The organism is Deinococcus rubellus, assembly GCF_025244745.1.
GTDB lineage: Bacteria > Deinococcota > Deinococci > Deinococcales > Deinococcaceae > Deinococcus > Deinococcus rubellus.
Genome location: NZ_CP104213.1, coordinates 1,639,343 through 1,663,447 on the forward strand (window position 1 = coordinate 1,639,343; position 24,105 = coordinate 1,663,447).

The following is a 24,105-nucleotide window of genomic DNA, read 5'->3' on the forward strand; positions in this document are numbered from 1 at the left end:
TCTGCCCCCGGCTCAGCCCTGCTGGTTGTCCCTTTCGTTTTCCGGCAGGCTCTGGAGGTCGCCCCGGCGCGCCGCTCGCTTGTCTTGCTCGGCATTCTCGGCCTGCTCATAGGCCCGGATGATCTTGCCGACCAGGGGGTGGCGCACCACGTCCACGTCGGTGAATTCATGCCAGGCAATGCCCTCGATCTGGCTGAGGATACGCTTGGAAATTGCCAGCCCGCTGGTGACGTGGCGCGGCAGATCGATCTGGGTCACGTCGCCGGTCACGACCACCTTGCTGGAGAAGCCCATGCGGGTCAGAAACATCTTCATCTGCTCGCCGGTGGTGTTCTGGGCCTCGTCGAGAATGACGAAGGCGTCGTTCAAAGTCCTTCCTCTCATGAATGCCAGCGGGGCCACCTCGATCACGCCGCTGGTCAGGTAGGACTCGAACTTCTCCTGATCGAGCATGTCGTAGAGGGCGTCGTAGAGCGGGCGCAGGTAAGGATCGATCTTGGCCTGGAGGTCGCCTGGCAAGAAGCCCAGCTTTTCTCCGGCTTCCACGGCGGGCCGGGTCAGGATGATGCGCTTGACCTTCTTGGCCTTGAGGGCGTTGACGGCCATCGCCACGGCCAGGTAGGTCTTGCCGGTGCCCGCCGGGCCGATGCCGAAGGTGATGTCACTCGTCTCTACTTTTTCGAGGTACACCTTCTGGCCCGGCGTCTTGGGCTTGATGCCGCGCGGCAGGCTCGGCGCGCTGCTGGTCTCGGCGGCCAGGCTGCGGCCCTCGCCGTTCAGGTTGGCGATGCGGTCCACCGCTTCGGGCGTCAGCTCATGCCCGCCGCGCACCAGTTCGAGCGCGTCCTTGATCATGCGCTCGGCGGCGGCCACCTGGCCCGCGTCCTGCCCGCTGACGCTGATGGTGTCGCCGCGTGCGGTGAGGCGCGCAGGCGTGCGTTCGCGCATGCGCCGCAGATTGCTGTCGCTGGTGCCGAGCAGATGGAGCGCTTCCTCGGGCGAGTTGAGGTGAATCTGGGCGGTGATCAGCGTCTGTTCGTTCAAAATGGCTCCTGGCCGCCTGGGCGGCGAAACGGGCGTGAAGGGTGACGGGCAGCAGGGAGGCGGGTAGCGTCGCCAGATCCTGGCCTGAGAGGCTCAGGCGGCAAAAAGCCCCCCGGTACGCGGCGGGGGGAAGCGGACAGGATGGGCGTTTCTGATGCCTGTCATTTTCCGCTGCATCTGTCGGCGGGGCCGTGCCCTGGTCTACATTCTGCCTTTCCCTCACCGCGTCCCGCATTCTGACAGGAGGGTGAAGCAATGCCCTGTGCCGGGGAGCCTACGCCGGGCAGCCAAAGCCCGCTAGACTGAGAGCTGTGATGAGGGAGAAGGCCAAACCGGCAGGTCGTCCGGTGCAGGCATACCTATTCGCCGATCCGGTGTCTCATACTTTATCCCCGGTGATGCACAACGCGGCCTTTGCGGCTTGCGGCCTGGCAGGCGAATACAGCGCCCGCTGGGTCAGTGCTGCCGAACTGGGCCAGGCGCTCGCCTCGCTGCGCGTCGAGGGCGTGCTGGGCGCGAATCTCACCATTCCCCACAAGGAAACGGCAGTTGCCTATATGGACTCGCTCAGCGGCGCAGCGCGGACCATCGGGGCCATCAATACCGTCATCAATGTGGGCGGTCAATTGCACGGCGATAACACCGACGCGCCAGGGCTGGCGGCGGCGTTGTCGGACGCGGGCGATGCAGGCGGCCCCGCCGTGGTGCTGGGCGCGGGCGGTGCGGCGCGGGCCGCTGTCTACGCCCTGCGGCTTCGGCAGCGGGAAGTGTTCGTGGTCAACCGCACCCCGGACCGGGCACGCTCACTCACGGCGGCGCTGGGTGGCCAGGCGCTGGACCGGGCTGCCGTCTCCTGGGAGCAGGTGTCGCTGATCGTCAACGCCTCCAGCGCAGGACTGAACGACCCGGATCAGACGCCACTGCTGGACTTCGACTTCGCTGCCCTGCCGCCCTCTGCGCTCGTCTACGACATGGTCTACAAGCCCGCCGAGACCCGAATGATGCGCGAGGCCCGCGCCGCTGGCCTGCGCGCCGAGAATGGTCTGGGGATGCTGGCCCAGCAGGCACGGCTGGCCTTCATCGCCTGGACCGGCTGTGAAATCGGGATCAAGGTCTTTCTGGATGCCCTGCGCCTGCACGGGCTGGACCGGGGAGCGCCGCTGTGAGCGTTGCCCGGCTGCCCCGACCTCGCCTGGCCCTGCGGATCACGCCGCTGGTGGTGCTGCTGCTGGCGCTGCTGCTCTCGGCGGTTCTGGCGGCGCTGGTGGGCTATTTTGTGGCCGAGCAGCAGCGCGCCCGCTTTCAGCGCGAGGTGGCGACCTTCGACGCCAGCCTGATGCGGCGGCTCGACAGCTACGTCAACGTGATGATCTCCACGCGGGCGCTGTGGAGCACTGGGGCCGACATCGACCGGGCCACCTTCGGGCGCTATGTCCAGGATCTCAATCTGCCGCAGCGGTTGCCCGGCGCACGCCTCCTGGGCTTTGCCCGCTGGGTGCCGCCCACCCTGCTGAGCATCTACACCCAGGACCAGCGCCGCAGCTTACCGACCTTCACGGTGTATCCGGCTACTGCGGGCAATCACGTGCCGGTGACTTTTTCCGAGCCGCCCGGCAGCAACACGCCCGCCGTGCTGGGTTACGACATGTACAGTGAGCCGCTGCGCCGGGCCGCCATCGATGAGGCCCGCCGCCTCAACCAGCCGGTGGCCACCGCGCCGCTGCAACTCGTCGACGATCTGGGGGCGGCTCAGCCCGCCGTGATCCTGTACCTGCCGGTGGCGCGCGGCGGAGCGCTGTACGGCTTCGTTTACGTGCCGGTGCGCCTCAGCGATCTGGTGAGCAGTCTGCGCGGCGAACAGCGCCGGGCCGCCAACCTCAACCTCGAACTCCAGATCACTGACGGCCCGTCGCTGCTCTACGGCGGCGTCACTCCGGGCGCAGCTTTCGAGGATACCTCGCGCATCGAGGTGGCGGGGCGCACCTGGACCGTGACCCACGCCGCTTTGGCCAGTTTCGGGCGCGACTGGGCTGCCGCTGCGCCCTGGCTGGTGCTGCTGGCGGGCGCGCTGGTCGGCAGCCTCGCCGCCCTGCTGTTTCAGGCCCAGGTCCGCGCCCGGCTGCGCGCCGAGGACATCAGCCGCTCGCTGGCCCTGTCGCGCTCCAGCTTGGAGCGGGCGCGGGCCGAGTTCGAGGCGATCTTCCGCTCGATGCACGACACCGCCGTCTTTACCGACACCAACAATCTGGTGCTCTACGCCAACGACGCGCTGGAGCATCAGTTCGGCTACGCGCCGCACGATCTGCGCGGCCAGAGCATCGCCGCCCTGCATGCCGATGGGCGCATTGACCGCAGCACGTCCCTGGAGCGCGTCACCACCGTCTACCGCCGCCGCAACGGGCAGCGCTTCTACGGCGAGATGCAGCGCAGCGCCGTCAGAAACGAGCGCGGCGAGGTCATCGGACAGCTCGAGGTCATCCACGATATCAGCGAGCGCATCGACGCCGAGCGCGCCCTCAAGGCCGGGGAGCGGCGCTACCAGGGCGTGCTGGAAGCCGTGCCGTATCCGCTGTGGGTCACCAGCAACGGCGACGAGGTGGCCTACCGCAACGTCAAGTACCAGCAGATGTTCGGCGAGGCGATGATCCGCGACGTGCTGCACCCGGAAGACCGCGCGGCCCTGGAGCGTGCCTGGCAAGCGTCGAGCCGCAGTGCTCAGACGATGGTATTGGAGCTGAGACTACAGGTGGAGACTGCCTACCGCTACTTCGTGCTGGTGGGCGCACCGATTCTGGATGCGGGTGGACAGGTCAGCGAGTGGGTTTTCTCGGTCAGTGACGTGCATGACCGCCTGCAAGCCGAGCGGTTGGCCCTGCACAACGAGGAGCGCTACCGGGGCGTGCTGGAAGGCATGCCGCAGGTGGTGTGGCTGACCGACGCGCAGGGCCAGCCGACCTACTTCAACCGCCGCTGGCACGATTATGTGGGCGGGGAGCGTGCCGGGGGCCGTTTTCTGGACGCTGTGCACCCGGACGACCGCCCGGAGTTCAGTCGCCGCTGGGCGCAGGCGCTGGGCAGCCACGACCCGTTCGAATTCGAGCATCGCCTGCTTGGCGCAGGCGGCACCTACCACACCTTCGTGACCCGCAGCGTCGCCATTCACGGCGGGCAGGGGCAGCTGCTCGAATGGGTCGGCACCAGCACCGACATCGACGATCAGGTGTATGCCGAGTGGAGTTCGCGGCTCATCGCGGCCATCAGCGGGCAGCTCATCGGCGGCGAGGGGTTGATGCCCGACAGCGGCGTGCCGGGCCTGCGCGCCGCCCTGAGTCTGATGAATGAGCGCTTCACGTCGCTCTCGGCGCTGTGGATCAAGTACGCCTCGGGCCATCTGGCCTCGCCGATCAGCCAGGTGCGCGGGCATGTGCGAGAGGTGCTGCTGCTCTCGCACCCTGACGTGGTCGCGGGCGCGCAGCAGGCACTGACCAGCACCGATCCGGTGGTCGTCGAGGGAGAAGCGCTGCTCGAAAGTAACCTCTCGGGCCTGCTGCTGATTCCGCTGGGCGGCAAGCGGCTTCAGGGCGGTGACGAGGCCATGCTGCTGGCGCTGGGTTTCCGGCAAAAGGTCCGTGACCGCGACCTGGAACTGGCCCAGGAACTCGCCAGCCGCCTGAGCGTGGCCCTGGAAAGTGCCCAGCTCTCGCGGCGGGTGCGCGAGGCCCAGGAAGAACTGCGCGAACTCAACGCCTCCCTGGAAGAGCGGGTGACCCAGCGCACCACCGAACTCGAGGAAGCCAACCGCGAACTCGAAGCCTTCAGTTACAGTGTCTCGCACGATCTCCGCACGCCGCTGCGCCACATCGTCGGGTTTACCGACCTGCTCCAGAAAGACACGGGCAGCAGCCTTGGCCCGCGTGGGCAGCGCTACATGGGCATCATCGGTGATGCGGCCTCCAGAATGGGCCAGCTCATTGACGACCTGCTCGAATTCTCGCGGATGGGCCGTCAGGAAATGCGCCAGAGTCGGGTCTCGCTCACCGATCTGGTGGCTGAGGTCATCGCCGAACTCCAACTCAGTTCGCCGGGCCGGGAAGCGCAGTGGGACGTAGGCGAGCTGCCGCAGGTGCGCGGCGACGCTTCGCTGCTCAGGCAGGTGCTGCTCAATCTGCTCGGCAACGCCGTGAAGTACAGCGCCAGGGCCGAGCAGCCCACCGTGCGCCTGCGCGCCAGCCAGACCGACACCCAGATGGTTCTGGAAGTCCGCGACAACGGGGTGGGCTTCGATCCGCGTTACGCTGACAAGCTGTTCGGGGTCTTTCAGCGCCTGCACCGCGCCGACGAGTTCGAGGGCAGCGGCATCGGGCTGGCCAACGTCCGGCGCATCGTGCTGCGTCACGGCGGCAGCGTCTGGGCCGAGAGTCAACTGGGCGAGGGCGCGACTTTTTACGTGGCCCTGCCGCATCTGGTCGAAGATTCTGCAGCGGCCCCACTGACCGAGAACATGCCGGTGGCGTCTGGAACGGGCAGTGAGGTGGGAGATTAAAGACTGAATGGCGTGCGATTGGGACTCAGCAGTGTGTCCCTTGGGTCAGTTCAGTGTGCATTCGCTGCGCTCTCCCACTTGTCATGGACGGACGTCATTGCCCAACCTTGGCCTCTCCCGCGACTCGTTCCCCTGAAGACGGAGGGCGCTAGAAGCCACAACACGCTCTAAGGGTGCAGAAAGTGCTGCGCTGCCTGCTGATCGCCTTGCCCGGCTGCCTGCGCCACCAGCGGGTCGGGGTCGCGGCTGAGCTGGTCGCGCAGGCCTCTATCCAGCCCGGCGCGCGAGGCCACGCTCAGGCGCACGCCTGCGTCGGGGTCGGCAGCCAGGCGGGCGAGCTGCTCCGGCGTAAGGGCCGGGTGCAGGGCGGCGGCGCGGCGCACCCCGGCGTTGGTGTCCGAGCACAGCCGAGTCAGCACGTTCCCTGCGGCCTGCTGACTCAGGGCGGTGGCCCGGCGCACCTCGGCGTTGGCATCCTCGGTGAGCTGTAAGAGCCGGACCTCGCCCAGATCGGGGCGCACCGCCAGCACCGTCCGCACGGCAGCGTCCTCGTCGGTCATCAGCACGTCCAGGGCCGCTTCGGGCAGGTTCAGGGCGCTGGCGACATGCAGCCGGATGTCCTGTTCGGGTGCGTGGGCCAGCCGGATCACGGCGTCGTCGGGCAGATCGTCGCGTTCCAGCAGTGCCCGGCGCACCGGCTCGGCCTCGTCGTGCGCGAGACGCAGCAGGGTTTCCGGCCCCAGGTTGGGGCGGTGGGCCAGGGCGGCGCGCACCTCCGGCTCGGGGTCCTGCTCAGCGCGGCGCAGCCAGCTTTCCGGCACCGCCCAGGCTTGCAGGGTGGCGGCCCGCACGCCGATATCGTCACTGTCCATCAGTTGTTCGCGCAGCGCGGGCGGCAAGTCGAGGCGGCGGGCCAGCACCGAGAGCACGTCGGAGTCGGTATCGCTTGCCAGGCGCGCGATCAGGGCCAGCGGCAGATCAAGGCGGCGGGCCACGTGCGCCCGGACCATGCTGTGCGAATCGTGCACCAGCCCGCTGAGCAGTCCTTCCGGCACGTCGTCTCGCAGCGCCACTGCCTTGCGGACATCGTAGTCGTCGTCGCTGGCGAGCTTGCCGAGCAGATCGGGTGGCAGGTCCGGGCGCAGGGCGGCCGCCTCGCGCACCTGCCACAGCCCGCTCTCCGCGAGCATCCTGACACGCGCTTCGCTGAGCTGCGGCCTGCGCGCCACCGCCAGCACCGCGTTCACACTCTCGTGCCGCAGGGCCGCGTCCAGCACCCAGTCTGGCGCGTCAGGCAGGGCCGCCAGCGCCGCCACGCCCACATCGGGAAACTCCGAGAGCAGGTGCGGGCGGGCCAGCCGCAGCAGGGTCAGGGCCGGATTGTGCAAGACCTTGGCGGCGAAGCGCTCCGCGAGCAGCCCCAGCAGGTGCGGCGGCGTGTTGGGGTGGGCGGCCACGGCGGCACGCACCCGCGTGTCCGGGTGGGCCGCCAGGGTCGCCAGCTCTCCGGCAGGCGCACGCGGATTGCTCGCCGCGTCCAGGGCAGCCTCCAGGCTGGGCAGGCGGTGGGCGGGTTCGGCGGTCATGCCGGGCATTCTAGAGCAGCGCAGGGAAAGGGAGCGAAGCGGCTAGACTGCCCGAACCTTGAGCCTGCCCGCGCCTGTCCGACCCCTGCTGGTCCTTGACCTCGATGAAACGCTGTGGCACGGCGTCCGGGTGCCGGGCGGCCTGAAACTGAGCCTGCGCCCGCATCTGGCCGAATTTCTGACGGCGGTGTCTACGGCCTACGATCTGGCCATCTGGACGGCGGCCACTGAGGACTGGATGCTCGAAGGGCTGGCTGGAGTTCAGGCGGCCACCGGCTTCGACCTCCGTGAGCGCGCCTTCTTTCTGTGGCACCGGGAGCGCTGCACCTTTCGGCGCGACGCCGAGGGTCAGTTCGCCTTCTTCAAGCCTGCCCGCAAGTTCAAGGCCCGCTGGATTCGCGGGCGCTATCCACCTGAGCGGATTCTGGTGGTCGATGACCGGGCCGAGAACTACGCCTGCAGCTACGGTCATCTGGTGCGGGTCAGTGAGTGGTGCGGCGAGGAAGGCGATGACGAGTTGCAGCGGCTCGCGCCGTACCTGCTGTCCATCGCTGCTGAACCCAATCTGCGGACGCTGGAAAAGCGTGGCTGGCGCTTGAAGGGGTGACTACTGCCCGTCTTCCAGCCTCAACACATCTCCGAACGGAAAGCCGCTGTCCTCCAGTCCGCCCGGCGGCACCACCCACAATGTCGGGGCGCGGGGAGCCTGGAGCGGAAAGTCGCCGTAGCCGTCGGTGAGGTAAATAATGACGTCCGGCTCGGCGGTCTCGGCTTCCCGAAAGACAGGCCGGAAATCGGTGCCTCCGCCGCCCTGAGGCGCGGGAATCTCGTCGCCGGGGCGCAACTCGTAGGGGCCATAGGCCTCGGTGTCGGCGTAGTAGAGGGTGGCCTGCACGTGCGGGTATGCGCCCAGCACGCCCTGCACCTCACCGATCAGCGCCCGCACCGCGTCGTCGTCCACGCTGCCGGAAGTGTCCACCGCGATCAGGGCGCGCAGGCTTTCGTCGTCCAATGCTTCCAGGTACAACCCGCGCCCGACAAAACGCCGATCAAAGCCGCCGAAATCCACCGGGGTGCGTGCCAGGAAGCGCCACAGTTGCGAACGCCAGTCGAGCCGGGCCGGTTCCAGCCGCCGGAGTTCACGGTGCATACCCAGCGGGTCGTCGCCCTTGCCGGTCATGGCTTCCACGCTGCGGGCCTGGGCCAGTGCCTGATCCCACTGCCGCTTGACGTCGCTGGATTTTTCTCCCTTGGGCGGCGCGTCGCTCGGCGGCCCGTCCATCAGATCGCTGTCGCCGTCGTCCTCGTCACTCTCGCCCAGCGAAACGTAGACCTCCTCCACGCTGAGCTGCTCCAGATGCTCGTCGCGGGCGGCGTCGGGCGGCACCGGCAGGCCCGCCTGCGCCACCATGCCGTTGACAATCAGGTTGGCAGCGCGGTTCCATTTCTGCTTCTCGCGGGGGCCACGCCGGGGCACATGCGAGAGGGCCGCGTGCAGCACCTCATGCAGAAGCAGACCGTCAAAGCTGTCGGCGGATAAGGTGGCCGCGTTCTCGGGATTGACATAGACCCGCTCGCCGTCGGTTCCGGCCAGCAGCACTTCCCGGCTCGGCACGATGTCGGCGTGCAGCAGCAGCGTGGCGAAGAAAGCGCTCTTGCCGCGCAGCCTGAGCCGTGAGCCGGAGACGAGGCGCTCGAAGGTGGGGTCGGGCCGGGTCATCTCAGGCTTCCGCCAGTTCTGCCGCGCTGCCGACCAGTGCGGCCAGTTCGGGGTCGCGCTGCATCAGTTCGACGAGGTCGGCCAGGTGGCCCTGGGCCTGGAACTTACTCACGAGCGTCGCCACATAGAGCTGCAACCACTCCGGCCCCGCTCCGTTCGCCAGCCAGCGAAAGGCGTTGTAGGCCTGCGCCGCGTCCTTGGCCCGCGCCGCCAGGCCCACCACCGCCGCGTAGCGCACGCTCGGCTCGGGGGGCAGCCGCAGGCCCAGCCCGCCGCCGTCCAGCACGTCGCCCAGATCGGGAAGCTGCTCGTAGAGGCGCACGAAAGCCACGAACTCCGCGCCTGCCGCCTCACCGATGGCCGGGGCCACGTCCAGCCCGCTGCGCCACAGGGCCGAAGCCATTTCCCAGGCACGCGGACTCGGCCAGGCCGGTTGGGTGGGGTCGAGGCGGTGCAGCAGTTCGGGCCGGAAGGTCAGGAAGGCGATGATCTGCTCGTGCAAATTGCGGCCCAGCGCGTAGCCGCGCCACGAATCAAAGTCGCTGCGAACCGTCAGGTGCAGGAATCGGTTAGCCAGTGGCGCGGGCATGTCGAACACGCTGGCGCGGTCTTCCTTGCGGTTGCCCGCCGCCCAGACAAACCAGTGCGGCGGCAGCTCGTAGCTGCCCACCTTACGGTCCAAAATGAGCTGCTGGGCCATGCCCTGCATGGTGGGCGGGGCCATGTTGACCTCATCCAGAAACAAAATCCCCCGGCCCCCGGTCGGCAAGAACTCCGGCGGATACCAGCGTGAGATGCCGTGCTCCGCGACGGGCAGGCCGCGCAGATCGGTGGGCGCAAGTTGCGACAACCTCACGTCCACAAACTCAAGCTCGTGGGCGGCGGCGATCTGCGCCACGATGCTGGATTTGCCTACGCCGGGCGGTCCCCAGATCATGGTCGAGAGGGGCAGGTTCTGCTCGACGAGGGCGGAGAGGTAGCGTTGCAGTTCGACAGGGGTCAGGGTCAAGTGGGGTGTCCTCCGGGGTGCGGCCTCACCGCTCAGGGCCGCCAGATGCCACTGAGCCTAGCGTCTGGACGTTCCTGCAAAGGGGAGGCGGGGTGCTTTGAAGCCGTGTCCCCTGGCCTCCTCAGGCCGCTATGCTGTTCCAGACGTCCAACCTGTTCCCGTGCCTGTGGGTATACTGCCTTTCACAATCGTTAGACCCAGTTCAATTTTCGTACCTCAACCTGTCTCGCCCCCGGAGGTTTCCCGTGCTGCCGCTCAGTTCCAAAATTCTGTTTTTCGTGTTCGCACTGGTGTTCGGTGGCCTGGGCGTGTGGGGCTTTTACCGCCTCTACCTGCGGATTCGCCGGGGCGCACCCGCCACCGAACCCCGCTTCGATGTGCTGGGCAAGCGTCTCATCTCGGCCCTGGTCTCCTCACTGACCCAGGAGCGCACCTTCCGCCGCCGCACGGTCATCAGCACCTTTCACGCCTTCATCTTCTACGGCTTTACTTACTACGTGCCGGTCAATCTGGTCGACGGGTTGGAAGGCTACTTTCATTTCGTTATCACGTCCAACCATGTCTGGGGCAAGGTGTACAACCTGCTGGCCGACGTGCTGAGCTTCCTGGTGCTGGTGGGCGTGATCGCGCTGGTTATTCGCCGCCTGTTCTCACCGTCCAGACGTGATTTCCGCTTCAACGGCAAGAGCCTGCTGCACCCGCTGGTCGAGCAGAACTACATTTTGCGCGATTCGCTGATCGTCAGCGCCTTCATTGTGTTCCACGTCGGCAGCCGGGCCATCGGTCAGGGAGCCAAGCTGCAACTGGAGGGCGGCGACGCCTGGCAGCCGTTCTCCACGCTGATCGGGAGGGCCTTCTTCGGCGGCGTTTCCGACGCGGCGCTCTACGACTGGCGCGTCTTCGGTTACTGGGGCGCGCTCGGCTCGGTGCTGGTGTTCCTGGCCTACTTTCCCTATACCAAGCACGTCCACATCTTCATGGCTCCGCTGAATTACACCTTCAAGCGTCAGGCCAACTCCGGCACGCTGCCGCCGATGAAGGGCCTGGAAGCGGCGATGGAGGCTGAGGAGCTGAAGCTCGGCGTGGAGAAACTCGAAGACCTGGAATGGCCTAGATTGCTCGACGCCTACGCCTGCATCCAGTGCAACCGCTGCCAGGACGTGTGCCCGGCCAGTGCCACCGGAAAGGCGCTGTCGCCCGCCGCGCTGGAGATCAACAAGCGCATGGAGCTGAACGTCATCGCCTCGCATCCCAGTCCGTTCACGCTGAAGGCCGCGCCATTCGAGAGCGGGGCCGTCACGACCCACCCCCTGCTGGAGTTCGCCATCAGCGAGGAGGCGGTGTGGGCCTGCACCACCTGCGGCGCGTGCATGCAGGTCTGCCCGGTGCAAGACGAGCAGATGCTCGACATCATCGACATTCGCCGTCAGCAGGTGATGGTCGCGGGCGAGTTTCCGCCGCAGCTTCAGTCGGCCTTTCGGGGCATGGAGCGGGCGCAAAATCCCTGGGGCCTGTCACGCGACAAGCGCTTCGAGTGGGCCGACGGCCTCAAGGTGCCCACCATCGACGAGAACCCCGAACCCGACATCATCTACTGGGTGGGCTGCGCGGCCAGCTACGATCCCAGCGCGCAGAAGGTGGCCCGCAGCTTCGTGCAACTGCTCGACAAGGCGGGTGTGAATTACGCGGTGCTGGGCAAGAAGGAAGCCTGCACTGGCGACAGCGCCCGCCGCGCCGGCAACGAGTTTTTGTACCAGACGCTGGCCCAGGAGAATATCGAGACGCTCAATCAGGTGCACCCCAAGCTGATCGTCGCCACCTGCCCGCACTGCATGAACATCATCGGCAACGAGTACCCGCAACTCGGCGGCCACTACCAGACCATGCACCACACCGAGTATCTGGAGAAGCTGGTGGCGGGCGGCCAGCTCCAGCCGGGGTCGCTTGACCTGTCAGTGACCTATCACGATCCCTGCTACCTGGGCCGCCATAACGGCGTCTACGACGCGCCGCGCCACGTTATTCAGAGCATGGGCCTGGAAATTCTGGAACTGGAACGCAGCCGCGAGAATTCGTTTTGCTGCGGGGCGGGCGGCGCTCAGTTCTGGAAGGAGGAGGAGGAGGGCGACGGGCGCATCTCCGACAACCGCTTCGAAGAGATTCAGGCCCGGCTGGACGCGGCGACTGTTTCGGCCAAGGCAGGCAAGGTGCTGGCGGTGGGTTGCCCCTTTTGCAAGTCCATGCTCAACTCCACGCCCACCATGCAGGCCCAGGACCAGATCATCGTCAAGGACGTGGCCGAATTGCTGCTGGAAAGTGTGCAGCGCGCAAGCGGCGAGTGGGCCGAACCGACGGGGCCGATGCAGACCCCCAGCCCGCTGGAGCAGCCGGAAGTCGTCAGCGCCCCGATTGCCGAGCAGCCGATGGCTGCCGGGCACGGCGAGATCAGCGCCGACGCACCCTCGAATGTGGTGGGAGAGACGAGCGCCTCGGTGATCAACGCGCAGCCGGAGAGCGGGCCAGTGCCAGAAGTCCCGGCCCCGCCACGCAAAAAGTGGGGACAGAAAGACGATGTGAGTCCCGCGCTGGGTGTGGAGCAAAACGTGGAAATGACGCCCACTGAAGCCCAGCCGACCCGAAAGAAATGGGGCAAGCAGGACGATGTAAGTGCCGAAGCGGTGCCTCAAATAGCCGCAACCAGTCCGGAGCAGGTCAGTTCACAGCAGCCCAGCCCCGAACCCGCCCCAGCCCGCAAGAAATGGGGTAAGGCCGCTGCTCAGGATGACGTGAGCGACGTGCCAGTGGAGGAGAAGACGGCTATTCAGGCCGCTCCTGCTCAGAGCGAACCCGCCGAGCGCCCCAGGTGGAAACCTGGCGCATCCAAAGTGGAGGCTGCGCCCGCTGAACCGGCCAGCACTCAAGCCCAGGCTGAGAAAAAGATCGAAGGCTCGCCCACTGAACGTCCTAAGTGGAAGTCTGGCACGCCGAAAGCCGAAACTGTTGCCGCTGCCGAACCTGCACCCCAAACCGTCGAGACCGCTGCCTCCGCGCTGGAGTCATCCGAGCGGCCCAAGTGGAAGCCGGGAGCAGTCAAGGCTTCAGCGCCCGCTCAGACTCAATCTGTTCAGCCTGAACCCGCCCAATCTCAACCCAGTTCGCCTGAACCCCTCCAGAGCGAACTTGCCCAGACTGGACCCACTCCACCCGCCGCCCGCCCCAAATGGGCACCTAAAGCCGGGGCACGGGCAGCAGATGAAGCTCCAGTCGCCGCTGCGCCAAGTCGGGCTGAATCAGTTCAAGTTGAACCGACTCCAGTCGAACCCGTCCAGACACAAGTTACGCCCACCGAAAACGCCCCGGCCCCCTCCGCGACGGGCCGCAAAAAGTGGACGCCGAAAAAGAGCGTGGATTTGGAATGAGTGCTGGTTCAAGTCAACCCGCCGAAATCCACATTACCAGTACGGGTTTTGGGAGTAGACTGGCTCCATGTGGGTTTCAACCAAGGCTCAGTACGGTTTGCGCGCCCTGATCGACATCGGCCAGCGTCCCGGTGCGGCGGTGCCGCTCAAGGACGTTTCGGAGCGTCAGGGCATCAGCCAGCATTATCTGGAGCAGATCGCTTCCAACCTGCGCCGCGCCGGATTTATTCGCAGCATTCGGGGCGCACACGGGGGCTACATCCTCTCGCGCCCGCCGCAGCAGATCAACGCCTGGGACGTGGTGGTGGCGATGGAGGGCAGCATCGCGCCCGTCGCCTGCATCGAAGACGACCATAGTTGTGACCGCACTGGCACCTGCTCCACCGAAGGGCTGTGGCGGCGGGTGGACACTGCCATTCGCGGCGTGCTGGGCAGTGCCAGCCTGGCCGATTTGATGGAAGAGGAAGCCCAGGCCCGGCACGGCCAGCTCGTGCAGTTCGGGCCGATGCCCAGTCATCTGTAGCGTAAACCTTAAATCAAAGGTCACGCTCTGGGCAGTGTGACCCTTTTTGTGCCCATCCTGACGCCCGCCGCGTCGCGCCGTCGTCTATCCTGCTTGCCATGTACGCCCGCCTCAAACCCGCACTTTTTCGCCTCGACGCCGAGCAGGCCCACCACCTGACCATGAACGCCTGCGCCCTGGCTGGTCGGCTCCCCGGCCTGCCTGCGCTGATCGGCTCGCTGACCAGGGCGACTGCACCGGCGCTCGGCCAGCAGCTGTGGGGCTTTTCCTTCGCGTCCCCACTTGGTCTGGCGGCGGGCCTGGACAAGAACGCTGAAGCCATTGGCGTGTTCTCTAACATCGGCTTCGGCTTTCTTGAGGTCGGCACGGTGACGCCGCGCCCGCAACCCGGCAACCCTGCGCCGCGCCTGTTTCGCCTGCCGTCCGATGAAGCACTGATCAACCGGATGGGCTTCAACAACCGGGGGCTGGCTGCTTTGGAACACCGGCTGGCTGGCCCGCACGCTGTTCCCGTCTGGGCCAACATTGGCAAAAACAAGGACACCTCCAACGCGCAGGCGGCAGACGATTATCTGGCCGGAGTACGGGCGCTGGCAGGCGTGGCCGACGGGTTTGTCATCAACGTTAGCAGTCCCAATACGCCGGGGTTGCGGGCGCTGCAAAGTGCGGCCGAGCTGCACGAGCTGGTTCGCGTCGTGCTGTCCGAGGCCGAGAAGCAGCGCGTCCGAACCCTGCGGGCCTTGCCGGTGCTGGTCAAGCTGGCCCCCGACCTGAGCGACACCGACTTTGAGGCCAGCGTGGACGCCGCCGTGCGGGCCGGGGCCTCGGGCCTGATCCTCTCCAACACAACCCTGAGCCGCGACGGCCTGAGCCATCCCTACCGGGCCGAGTCGGGCGGCCTCAGCGGGCGGCCCCTGACCGGGCGCAGCACCGAACTGGTGCGCCGGGCCTTCCGGCAGACGGCGGGCGCACTGACGATTGTCGGTGTGGGCGGCGTGTTCTCGGCCCAGGACGCCTACGCCAAGATTCGCGCAGGGGCCAGCCTGGTCGAGGTCTACACCGCCCTGATCTACCAGGGGCCGGACCTGCCGCGGCGCATCAACGCCGGACTGCTGGAGCTGCTGCGCCGCGACGGGTTCACGCATGTCAGCGAGGCGATTGGAGTCAGTGCCTAGCGCACCTTGACGCCCTTCGTCGCGGGCTGCTTTCTCAGCCAGGCCACGAACTTCTGTACACTTTCCTGTTCCAACAAAGCGTCCAGTGAGTTCAGCTCTCCGGCCAGTTCGGCGTTGCTGAAGGTCTTGTGCAAAAACTTGTGACAGGCTCCGCACAGCATCACGGTCGGCAACTCATAAACCTTGACGCCGCGCCGCCGACCCTGCGATCTGGGAATCAGGTGGTGCTCGGTGAGGTGCGGCACGGCCCGCTCGCACAACCCGCAGCGCGGCTCACTCGCGGGCGGCGGCGGCCAGTTGGAGAGCGGCAGGCGGCGGGCCATGTCGGCAGGATGGCGCAGGCCAGCGGGGGAGACCGTAGCGTTTTGCGCCTTCCAGGCATACGTTTCTGGAAGCCAAAAAAGCCGCCCCGATGTGGAGGCGGCTCTTAACTACTTGCTTGGAACTTACTCGGCGGAGATGCGGGCCAGCGCTTTCTCGTCGCGCAGGGTGATCTTGCCGTAGCCCGCGCTGATCACACCGTCGCGGCTGAGTTCGCCGACGACCTTGGTGACGGTCTCGCGCACGCTGCCCACGGCGGCGGCCAGCTCATCATGGGTGGCGTAGATCATGGTTTCGCCGCTGTCGAGCTGCGAGGCCAGGGCGGTGTCCTTGAGTTCGAGCAACTCGCCCGCGATGCGTGCCCGCAGCCGCTTGCCGACCAGACGGTAAATGCTCTCGTAGGCGCGCTCCAGCGTGCGGACGAGGTGGGTGGTCACTTCGAGGTTGTCCTCGTTACTCATCAGCGCCGGATTGATCACGTCGACGGTACTGTCGGTGACGGCCTCGGCGAAGTACTGACGATCTGATCCGGCCAGCGCTTCTTCACCAAAATACTGTCCGGGCTTGACGTAGCGCAGGGTCAGCCCGTTGCCGTCGTCGTCCATGGTGTGAATGCGGACCAGGCCGCTGGCGACGCGGTAGAGCATTTCGGACTTGCCGGGGTAGAGGATGACGACGCCGGGGCGGTAGGTGATGGTGTCAACGAACGTTTTTTCGAGGAGCATGTTTGTGCCTCCTGAGGCTGAGTGAAGGGTGGGAGCCGGGTCAATCCTGGCCATGACCACAGTGTACACCTACATCACAATTTTGTAAACAGTTTTGTATCTTTAATCAAAGCTCAGGCTACAAAAGGTGTGGATGAAGGTATCCTCACCCTGGGCTGTGCTGAGCAGTATGGAGCTTGAGAAAAGTGCGGCTGGGACGGCTGTTTCTATCAGGGGTTTTCTTGGTGTCCAGATGACACCTTTCTCGAAGAATGTGATCGAGATGAGGATGGTGGCGGGTGCACCGTGTCTCCAAGAAAATCGGGCAGGGACCACCTTCTCGGCCCCTGCCCAACCCGGTTCAGCCTGGGCTTACAACTCGTCCTCGCGGGCAATCGAGAAGGCGCTGATAACGCGGTCCTTGTCCTGAATGTTGATGACCTTCACGCCCTGGGCATTGCGGCCTGTGACCCGGATATCGTCCACGCGGGTGCGGATGACGGTGCCTTTCTGAGTCAGCACCATCAGTTCCTCGTTGCCACCCACACGGGTCAGGGTTACGAGCGCGCCGGTCTTCTCGGTCACGTCGAGCGTGATGACGCCCATGCCGCCGCGCCCCTTGCTGGGGTAATCGCCCACCGGGGTGCGTTTGCCCAGGCCGTACTCGCTGACGGCCAGCAGTTCGCTCTGCTCGTCGCCGCCCGGTACCAGCGCCATGCTGACCACCTGATCACGCTGCTGATCGGCGCTCTCGCCCTCGCGAAGCCGGATGCCGATGACGCCCTGGGTGGCGCGGCCCGTGTCGCGCACCTCGGAGGAATCGAAGCGCATGGCCTTGCCGTTGCGGGTCGCCAGCACCACATGGTCGCCGTCCTGCACAATGCCGACACCGATCAGTCCGTCGTCTTGCTGCAAGTTGATGGCGATCAATCCCGCCGAGGTGATGTTGCCGTAGTCGGTGATCAGGGTCTTCTTGATGATGCCGTTCTTGGTGGCGAAAACGAAGCAGCCCGTCTCCTCGAAGCTGTGGACGCTCAGCACCGAGGCGATATTCTCCTCCTCGCGCAAGCTGGGCAGCAGGTTGCGGATGTGGCTGCCCTTGGCGTCGCGGCCCGCTTCCGGCAGATCGTAGATCTTCTCGTGGAAGACCCGGCCCTGGTCGGTGAAGAACAGCAGGTAATCGTGGGTGCTGCCGACGAACACGCGGGTGTTGATGTCCTCCTCGCGCAGCTTGCCGCCCGACGAGCCGCGCCCGCCGCGCTTCTGCTCGCGGTAGTTGCCCAGGTTGGTGCGCTTGAGATACCCGGCCCGCGTCATGGTGATGACCATGTCTTCGACGGCGATCAGGTCCTCTTTGTTGATGTCCTCTTCCAAGAGGGTGACCACGGTGCGGCGCTCGTCACCGTACTTCTCGCGCAGCTCACGCAGCTCCTTGCGGATTTCGCGCCACAGCAGCGTCTTGTCGCCCAGGATGCTGGTCAGGCGGGTGATCAGAGCCTGCAATTCGTCGTACTCGGCTTGCAGGCGGCCACTTTCCAACCCCGTCAGGCGCTGAAGGCGCATATCCAGAATCGCCTGTGCCTGAATCTCGCTAAAATCAAATCTCAGCATCAGGCCGTCTCTGGCCTCGGCCCCGGTGTTGCTGCGCCGGATCAGGGCGATGACCTCGTCGATGTGGTCGAGCGCCTTGAGCAGGCCTTCCAGGACGTGGGCGCGGGCCTTGGCCTGCTTGAGTTCATACTCGGTGCGGCGGGTCACCACGTCGGCGCGGTGGGCCAGGAAGTACATCATGGTGTCGATCAGCGATAGAACGCGCGGCTGGCCGTCCACGATGCTCAGGTTCATGACTGTGAAGGTGGTCTGGAGCTGGGTGTATTTGTAGAGCTGATTGAGCACCAGCGTGGGCATCGCGCCGCGCTTGAGCTCCACGACGATTCTTACCGGGTCCTTGCGGTCGGATTCGTCGCGCAGGGCCGAGATGTCGGGAATCTTGCCCGCCTTGTACATCGCCGAGATGGTCAGAATCAGGTTGCTTTTGTTGACCTGATACGGAATCTCGGAAATGATGATCTGGTTGCGCCCGTTCTTTTCCTCGATGCGGGCCTTGCCGCGCACCTTGAGGCCCGAGTGGCCGGTCAGGTACGCCTCGCGGATGCCGCTTTGCGAGAGGCGGCCTCCGGTGGGAAAATCCGGGCCGGTCACGTGCTTCATCATCTCGTCGAGGGTCATCAACGCCGCTTTTTCCTGCGCGGTGTCGCCGGGCTTCTCAGTAATCGCCAGCAGCCCGTTGATGATCTCGGTGAGGTTGTGCGGCGGGATGTTGGTCGCCATGCCCACCGCGATGCCCGAGGCCCCGTTGACCAGCAGGTTGGGGAAGGCGGCGGGCAGCACGCTGGGTTCCTCGGTGGTCTCGTCGTAGTTGGGCTTGGAGATGACCGTTTCTTTTTCCAGATCGGCCAGCACTTCCTCGGCCAGTTTGGTCATGCGGGCCTCGGTGTAGCGCATGGCCGCCGCCGCGTCGCCGTCCATGCTGCCGAAGTTGCCTTGCGGGTCGACCAGGGTGTAGCGCATGTTCCACCACTGCCCGAGTCTGACCATCGCGTCGTAAATCGAGCTGTCGCCGTGTGGGTGGTACTTTTTCATGACCTCGCCCACGACGGCGGCGGATTTGGCGTGCTTGTGGTTACTCAGCAGCCCTTCTTGCAGCATGGCGTACATGATCCGGCGCTGAACGGGCTTCATGCCGTCGCGCACGTCCGGGAGCGCCCGGTCCACGATGACGTTCATGGCGTAATTGATAAAATTGGTCTTGACTTCGGTGGTGATGTCAACAGGTTGGATTCCAGTCACGGTGACTCCAGGGGTGGCCGCGCTCAGCCGGGGGCCGGGCGGGTGAAATGAGCTGACCTGAAGGGGTTCAGGCGGTGAGCAGAGTCTATCATATATTATGCTGTGAGCATAATAGACCGGCTGCCGGGCAACCTGTTCAGTATAGCGCAAAATGGGTCTTTTGTGGGTCTGGGCGCGGAGATTCTGGGGCTGTCAGGATGGCCCGCAGAACAGAAAAACGAAACCAGGTCTAGCCCGGCAGCACGAAACGCACCTGGGTGCCCCGCCCCGCCCTGCTCTCCAGGCTGAGTTCGCCGCCCGCCAGCGCCACCCGCTCGCGCAATCCCAGCAGACCCATGTGCCCGGCCTGTGCGCGCTGCGCGGCCTCGCCGCTGTCCAGGCCGCGCCCGTCGTCACTGACGCTGACCTCCACCTCGCCTGGCTGATACACCACCCGCACGGCGGCGCTGGCGGCCCCGGCGTGCTTGTCCACGTTGCTGAGGGCTTCCTGCACGGCCCGGAAGAGGGTGAGTTCGGCGGCGGCGCTCAGACGGCGCTCGGCCCCCTGCACTTCCAGGCGGGTGGGGGTGCGGGACTGTGAGGCCAGCCACTCCAGCGCGGGGAGCAGCCCCAGGTCGTCGAGCACGCTGGGGCGCAGGTTGCGCGCGAAGCGGCGCACGCTCTCGATGGCCGCGTTGAGGTCCAGCCGGATGTCGGCAGCCTGAAGGCGATTCTCGCCGCTCAGGTTGCGTCCCAGTCTGTCCAGGCGGCGGCCCAGCGCCACCAGCACCTGAGCGGTGTCGTCATGCAGCTCGCGGCTGATGCGGCGGCGCTCCTCCTCCTGGGCCTGGGTAAACAGCGACAGAAACTGCCGCAACTCGCCCTGCCGGGCCGACACCGCTTCCAGTTCCTGACCCCGGCGCTGAATTTCCTCGGCCAGCGTCTGCAACTCGCTGAGGTCGCGCGCCACCAGCAGCAGGCCCTGGACCTGTCCCGGCCCGCCGGTGACAGCGGAGAGGCGTACTTCCAGGTGTAGCTCGCCCGCCACGCCGCTGACCGTCACCTCGCAGCGGCCCCCGCTGTCGGGTGTGCTCAGACAGGTGTGCCAGGCGTCCAGAAAGGCCGGAGCACTGATCAGGCTCATCAGCCCGTAGCCTTCCAGCGGCCCCAGCAGGCGCAGGCTGGCGGGGTTGGCGTAGGTCACAGTGCCTGCCGTGTCGGCGGCGATGATCAGGTCGTGGGCGCTGTGGGCCAGCAGGCGGTAGCGGGCTTCCTCGCGGGCCAGGGCACTCAACAGCCGCTCGCGGCTCAGCGAGAGGGCCACCTGATCGCTGAGAGAACGGGCCAGATGCAGGCTGCGCTCGCCGGGCACCTCTTCCTGCGACTGGTCGGCGTAGAACAGCCCCAGCAAACTGCCCTGGTGCCGGATCGGTGCGAGCAGACCGCTGGCCGCGCCGTCCAGCAGGTGCCGCCGGGTCAGCGGGCGCGGTCCCCGGCCCAGTTGCGCCACCAGCCAGCCGATCTGCGCGGCGTCCGGCGCAGCGGGCAGGTTGTAGGCCGCGACCTGGGTGACGCGCTCAGGTGTGTCTCTGACCTGGCCTGCCGCAGTCAAGTTGCCCTCGGTCCCACCGAGCGTGACGATCAGGCCGCGCTCGGCTCCCAGTGCCAGGGTCAGTTCGCGGGCCACCTCAAAGAGTGCGCCCGGCGCAATCGGCGACTGCAAGCGGGCGGCCACACTCAGCAGCACGGCACTCTCGCGCTCGCGGCGCACCTCGTCCTCGTAGAGCCGGGCGTTCTCGATGGCCAGCGCGGCCTGGGCGGCGAAGACCTCGGTGAGCGCGAGTTCCTCGGCGTCGAGCGGCAGGACTTCAGTGTAGTAGAGGCTCAGACCGCCGAAGACGTTGCCGCGTGCCGAGAGCGGCAGGCCCACCACACCCCGGTACGGGTATTTGCCTGCCGCCAGCAGTTGCCGGCTGTAGCGCGAGCCGCCGCCCTGGGCTTCTACGCCCACATCGCGGCTGCATGTCAGTTGCCCCCGCTCGACGGCCCGTCCGGTGACGCCCGTGCCGACCCTGGCCCGTGAGCGCAGCACGTACTCGCTCGACAGCCCCACCGCGCTGCGGATACTCAGGGTGCGTCCGTCCGGCTGGAGTTCGTGAACGGCGCAGGCGTCAGCCCCAAACAGCACGCGGGCGTAGTTGAGGACGCTGGCTAAAATGTCAGCCAGGTTGAGGCTGTGTGAGAGAGACGCGCCCACCTCGCGCAGCGACTCGGCCACGTGGCGCTTGCGGGTCTCGTCGGTGTAGCGCCGGGCGTTGTCGATGGCCAGGCTGGCCTGCTCGGCCAGCGCCAGCAGCAGGGTGTCGTCCCCCTCGCTGAGTGGGCGGCGTACCCGCAGATCGGCATACAGGATCCCCAGCGGCCTGCCTCGCGCCTTGAGCGGCGCGATGAGGGCCAGCATCGGCGAGAATTCGGCCAGACCAGCGCTCAGCGGCGTGCCCTGGTCGCGCTCGTGATCGTAGACGATGACCTCCCCGCGTTCCATCAGCCGGGCGAAACTCTCCGGCCCCACGCCCACGTCGCCGCTGAACGGTGCGGCAAAACCGTGGGTAAAGACCTCGCTGGCCAGTGCCGTGCCGGTTGGGCGGCCCGCCTCGCCGCTCGGCCCAAACAAGCCCACCAGCGCCCGCTCGAAGCCCAGCGCGTGGGCCGCGCTCTGGGCCGTGGCGGTGAGCACCTCGGCCAGATCCAGGCTGCCGCCGATGCGCACGTTGAGCTGCGCCAGCGTCTCGGTGACGCGCCCGCGTCCGCGCCGCGCCTCGCGGGCCAGCGCGCCCTCGAAGGCCAGCGTCAGCAGCGGCAGGGCCACCTCGATCTCGGCAAGTGCCGCCGCCTCGCCGCCGATAATTTCCAGCACCGCGCCGGTCAGTGAACCGTCCGCCGGTGAACCGCAGCGCAGCGGCAGGGCGCAGATCATGCCGCTGCGCTGCGGCTGCCCCGTCGTGAGGGCCTGGCGGGCCAGCGAGCCGTCACTCAGGCCCAGCCCGCGCCCGTGAGCGCACAGCACGCTCAGCGCCTCGCCCAGCCGCGCCTGAGCGCCGTGCGCCCGGCAGCGCTCCGAGGCGATCAGCGTCAGCCGGTGCAGAAACTCGCTGGCGTGCTGGGCTTGGCTGAGGGAAGCGAGTGCGGCGAGCATGGCGGTGCCTGGCAGCCTAGAGCATTTTCTCGGAGCGCAGGCCGTATCAAATCTCAAAGCCGCCGCCCAAGACAAGTGGGCGGCGGCTTGAAAGTGAAACTCAGTTCAGGGTTTGGCGGGCGCGGTGGTCTTGGGAGTGGTGGCTGGGGTGGTTGCTGGGGTCGCCGCAGGCGTCGTCGCCGGGGCGGTGCTGCCCGGGGTTGCCGTTCCCGGCGCAGTGCTGCTCGGCGTGGGCTTGGGCGCAGCGGCGGCCAGGCGCTTGTCCTGGGCGGCCAGCACGGCGCTGAGGTCGTTTTCTACCTTGATGCCCTTCATCTGGGCCTTGAGGTAGGCCTGCCCCGCCTCGCTGCGCTTTTGCGCGAGCAGTTGCGGGCGAATCACCGACTCGACTTCCTTCAGCGGCTTGACGCTGGCGCGCACCAGATCGGTGACGTAGGCCACGCTGAAATTCTGGCCGTTCTCGATCACGTCGCTGACGCTGCCCTCCCCGGCGGGGCGCAGGCTGGCGGTGTCGAAGATGGCCTTGCCGAGTGCCGGGTTGAGTTTGGCGTCGCCCTGGGTCAGGCTGCCGCGCTCTGAGACGGTGCCGCCCGCTTTGCTGGCTGCCGAGACGAAATTCTTGCCGTCGAAGCTTTGCCGGAAGGCCAGGGCCTTGGCCTTGTCGGCGAAGACGGCTTCGCTGATGGTGGCACTGGCCTTGGTGGTGTAGGTGGCGATGTTGGTCTGGTAGTTCTTGATCACGTCCTGATCGCTGACCGTGACGTCGCGCGAGCCGTAGAGGGCCAGCTGCTGGGCCAGGCTGGCACGGTTGCCGACCAGCGCCAGCTTGTTGTTGGCGACGATGGTGGGCGCGGCGTACTGCTCGATGAGCTGCTCGGTGATGCCGGGTTTGAGAAACTGGTTGACCATGCTGCCCGCCTGTTCGGCAGGCACCTGCTGGAGCAGCGCGGCGAACTGCTGATTGCCGACCACGCCGCTGAGCACGTCCGAATACGCAATCTTCTGGCCGCCGACCACCGCGACGGTGGGGTTCTGGATTTTCCAGGCGGGCAGCAAGTACTCGACTTGGGCGTTCTTGCGCAGGCCGTCGAACCACTGCTCGGCGGCAGCAGTCTGGAGCAGCTGGTTGACCTTATCGGTGACCTGCGACTTGACGCCCTCGAACGGCTTGGTGGCCGCCGGAACGAACTGCTCGACCTTGACGATGTAGAACTTGCCGCCCGAGGCGGTTACGTCTGTCAGGCCGCCGCTGGTCAGGGCGAAGGCCGCTGCGCCGACCTCGGTGGGCAGCGTCGCCTGGGTCACGGGCGCGGGCTTGCCGTTGGTAACCGGGCCGAGCGCGCCGCCCCGGCTCTTAAATTCGCTGCTGTTGGCCGAGGCCAGCGCCGCGAAGTCCGAGCCGCCCTTGAGCTGGGCCAGCAGGGCGTTGGCCTTGGCCTGGTCGGCCACCACGATTTCTCGGCCCACGATCCGGGCTTCATCCTGAAACTGGGCCTTATTGAGGTCGTAGTACTGCTGGAGCTGGGCGGCGCTGGCTTTGGGAGCCGCGTCGGTGATGGCCTTCTGCTTTTTCTGCACGGCCAGTTGCGACTTGACTTCCTGGCGGTAGGAAGCGTCGGTAAAGCCGATCTGCGCGAGGCGGTCTACCCAGGTCTTGTTGTCGGTCAGGTTGTTGCTCTTGCGCACCTGATCCACCTGGGTGTTGACATCGTTGCGGCTGATGTCCTGGTCCTGGCTGGCGGCTTTGAGCAGCGCGTTCTCGATGCGGCTTTCCACCGTCACGGTCTTGAGATCGTCGCCGAGCGACCCTGTGGTGGTGGCGCTCAGCACCGGGTTGCTGCGTTGCAGGGCCTGCAATTCTTCCACCGTGATGGTCTGGCCGTTTACCTTGATGGCGGGCGTGCCCGCTTGGGCAGTGCTGAACAGGCTGCCCACGTTCGGCGTGAACTGATAGATCAGGCCCACCACCAGCAAGACGGCCAGAAACCCCAGCAGGACGCTGGTGAGTACTTTTTTATTCACTTGATTCCTCCTTA

Annotated in this window: 15 protein-coding genes; 6 read left to right on the top strand and 9 right to left on the bottom strand. The window is 66.4% G+C overall.

What is annotated here, in order from left to right; genetic code table 11:
- Positions 1 to 12: 12 nt before the first annotated feature.
- Positions 13 to 1,044 (bottom strand): PhoH family protein, encoded by a 1,032-nt coding sequence (locus N0D28_RS08570; RefSeq protein WP_260559121.1) that lies wholly within the window; start codon positions 1,042 to 1,044, stop codon positions 13 to 15.
- A gap of 314 nt (positions 1,045 to 1,358) precedes the next feature.
- Here N0D28_RS08570 and aroE point away from each other — a divergent pair, with 314 nt between their 5' ends.
- Both aroE and N0D28_RS08580 read left to right on the top strand, forming a co-directional pair.
- On the top strand, positions 1,359 to 2,210 hold the full coding sequence (aroE, locus tag N0D28_RS08575; protein WP_260559122.1) for a shikimate dehydrogenase: 852 nt from the start codon (positions 1,359 to 1,361) through the stop codon (positions 2,208 to 2,210).
- Complete coding sequence (locus N0D28_RS08580) at positions 2,207 to 5,587, top strand: CHASE domain-containing protein (protein WP_260559123.1); 3,381 nt, start codon at positions 2,207 to 2,209, stop codon at positions 5,585 to 5,587. Before aroE ends, N0D28_RS08580 begins: the two co-directional genes overlap by 4 nt.
- Positions 5,588 to 5,754: 167 nt before the next feature.
- Here N0D28_RS08580 and N0D28_RS08585 read toward each other — a convergent pair whose 3' ends face one another.
- Positions 5,755 to 7,173 carry a hypothetical protein gene (locus N0D28_RS08585; protein WP_260559124.1) on the bottom strand — a complete coding sequence of 473 codons (1,419 nt, stop codon included), beginning with the start codon at positions 7,171 to 7,173 and terminating at the stop codon, positions 5,755 to 5,757.
- A gap of 58 nt (positions 7,174 to 7,231) precedes the next feature.
- Between N0D28_RS08585 and N0D28_RS08590 the strand changes: the two genes are divergently transcribed.
- On the top strand, positions 7,232 to 7,780 hold the full coding sequence (locus N0D28_RS08590; RefSeq protein WP_260559125.1) for an HAD family hydrolase: 549 nt from the start codon (positions 7,232 to 7,234) through the stop codon (positions 7,778 to 7,780).
- On the opposite strand, the gene N0D28_RS08595 is transcribed toward N0D28_RS08590, so the two are convergent.
- Both N0D28_RS08595 and N0D28_RS08600 read right to left on the bottom strand, forming a co-directional pair.
- The gene (locus tag N0D28_RS08595; protein ID WP_260559126.1) at positions 7,781 to 8,893 is read right to left on the bottom strand and encodes a vWA domain-containing protein; all 1,113 of its coding nucleotides are present in this window, start codon (positions 8,891 to 8,893) and stop codon (positions 7,781 to 7,783) included.
- A 1-nt stretch (position 8,894) separates the two neighbouring features.
- Positions 8,895 to 9,902 (bottom strand): ATP-binding protein, encoded by a 1,008-nt coding sequence (locus tag N0D28_RS08600; RefSeq protein WP_260559127.1) that lies wholly within the window; start codon positions 9,900 to 9,902, stop codon positions 8,895 to 8,897.
- Positions 9,903 to 10,147: 245 nt separating this feature from the next.
- Between N0D28_RS08600 and N0D28_RS08605 the strand changes: the two genes are divergently transcribed.
- From N0D28_RS08605 to N0D28_RS08615, 3 genes are all read left to right on the top strand, one after another.
- Positions 10,148 to 13,321 (top strand): heterodisulfide reductase-related iron-sulfur binding cluster, encoded by a 3,174-nt coding sequence (locus tag N0D28_RS08605; RefSeq protein WP_260559128.1) that lies wholly within the window; start codon positions 10,148 to 10,150, stop codon positions 13,319 to 13,321.
- 67 nt (positions 13,322 to 13,388) lie between these two features.
- Positions 13,389 to 13,844 (top strand): RrF2 family transcriptional regulator, encoded by a 456-nt coding sequence (locus N0D28_RS08610; RefSeq protein WP_260559129.1) that lies wholly within the window; start codon positions 13,389 to 13,391, stop codon positions 13,842 to 13,844.
- A gap of 98 nt (positions 13,845 to 13,942) precedes the next feature.
- A complete protein-coding gene (locus tag N0D28_RS08615; protein ID WP_260559130.1) occupies positions 13,943 to 15,019 on the top strand; it encodes a quinone-dependent dihydroorotate dehydrogenase in 1,077 nt (358 codons plus the stop codon).
- Here N0D28_RS08615 and N0D28_RS08620 read toward each other — a convergent pair.
- The 5 genes from N0D28_RS08620 to N0D28_RS08640 form a co-directional block, all read right to left on the bottom strand.
- Positions 15,016 to 15,342: an HNH endonuclease gene (locus tag N0D28_RS08620; protein WP_260559131.1), complete on the bottom strand. Its 327-nt coding sequence runs from the start codon at positions 15,340 to 15,342 to the stop codon at positions 15,016 to 15,018. The genes N0D28_RS08615 and N0D28_RS08620 overlap by 4 nt on opposite strands.
- A 123-nt stretch (positions 15,343 to 15,465) precedes the next feature.
- Positions 15,466 to 16,065, bottom strand: coding sequence for a helix-turn-helix domain-containing protein (locus tag N0D28_RS08625; RefSeq protein WP_143719945.1), 600 nt, complete (start codon positions 16,063 to 16,065; stop codon positions 15,466 to 15,468).
- Between the two features lie 351 nt (positions 16,066 to 16,416).
- A complete protein-coding gene (gyrA, locus tag N0D28_RS08630; protein ID WP_260559132.1) occupies positions 16,417 to 18,894 on the bottom strand; it encodes a DNA gyrase subunit A in 2,478 nt (825 codons plus the stop codon).
- Between the two features lie 229 nt (positions 18,895 to 19,123).
- The gene (locus tag N0D28_RS08635; protein WP_260559133.1) at positions 19,124 to 22,069 is read right to left on the bottom strand and encodes a GAF domain-containing sensor histidine kinase; all 2,946 of its coding nucleotides are present in this window, start codon (positions 22,067 to 22,069) and stop codon (positions 19,124 to 19,126) included.
- A gap of 105 nt (positions 22,070 to 22,174) precedes the next feature.
- A complete protein-coding gene (locus N0D28_RS08640; RefSeq protein WP_260559134.1) occupies positions 22,175 to 24,091 on the bottom strand; it encodes a peptidylprolyl isomerase in 1,917 nt (638 codons plus the stop codon).
- Positions 24,092 to 24,105: the final 14 nt, after the last annotated feature.

What these genes read in the sequence shown, in the direction of transcription:
- N0D28_RS08610 (WP_260559129.1), top strand. Translation starts at nt 13,389, where the DNA reads ATGTGGGTTTCAACCAAGGCTCAGTACGGTTTGCGCGCCCTGATCGAC.
- N0D28_RS08595 (WP_260559126.1), bottom strand. Translation starts at nt 8,893, where the DNA reads ATGACCCGGCCCGACCCCACCTTCGAGCGCCTCGTCTCCGGCTCACGG.
- N0D28_RS08625 (WP_143719945.1), bottom strand. Translation starts at nt 16,065, where the DNA reads ATGCTCCTCGAAAAAACGTTCGTTGACACCATCACCTACCGCCCCGGC.
- N0D28_RS08620 (WP_260559131.1), bottom strand. Translation starts at nt 15,342, where the DNA reads ATGGCCCGCCGCCTGCCGCTCTCCAACTGGCCGCCGCCGCCCGCGAGT.
- aroE (WP_260559122.1), top strand. Translation starts at nt 1,359, where the DNA reads ATGAGGGAGAAGGCCAAACCGGCAGGTCGTCCGGTGCAGGCATACCTA.
- N0D28_RS08615 (WP_260559130.1), top strand. Translation starts at nt 13,943, where the DNA reads ATGTACGCCCGCCTCAAACCCGCACTTTTTCGCCTCGACGCCGAGCAG.
- N0D28_RS08635 (WP_260559133.1), bottom strand. Translation starts at nt 22,069, where the DNA reads ATGCTCGCCGCACTCGCTTCCCTCAGCCAAGCCCAGCACGCCAGCGAG.
- N0D28_RS08585 (WP_260559124.1), bottom strand. Translation starts at nt 7,173, where the DNA reads ATGACCGCCGAACCCGCCCACCGCCTGCCCAGCCTGGAGGCTGCCCTG.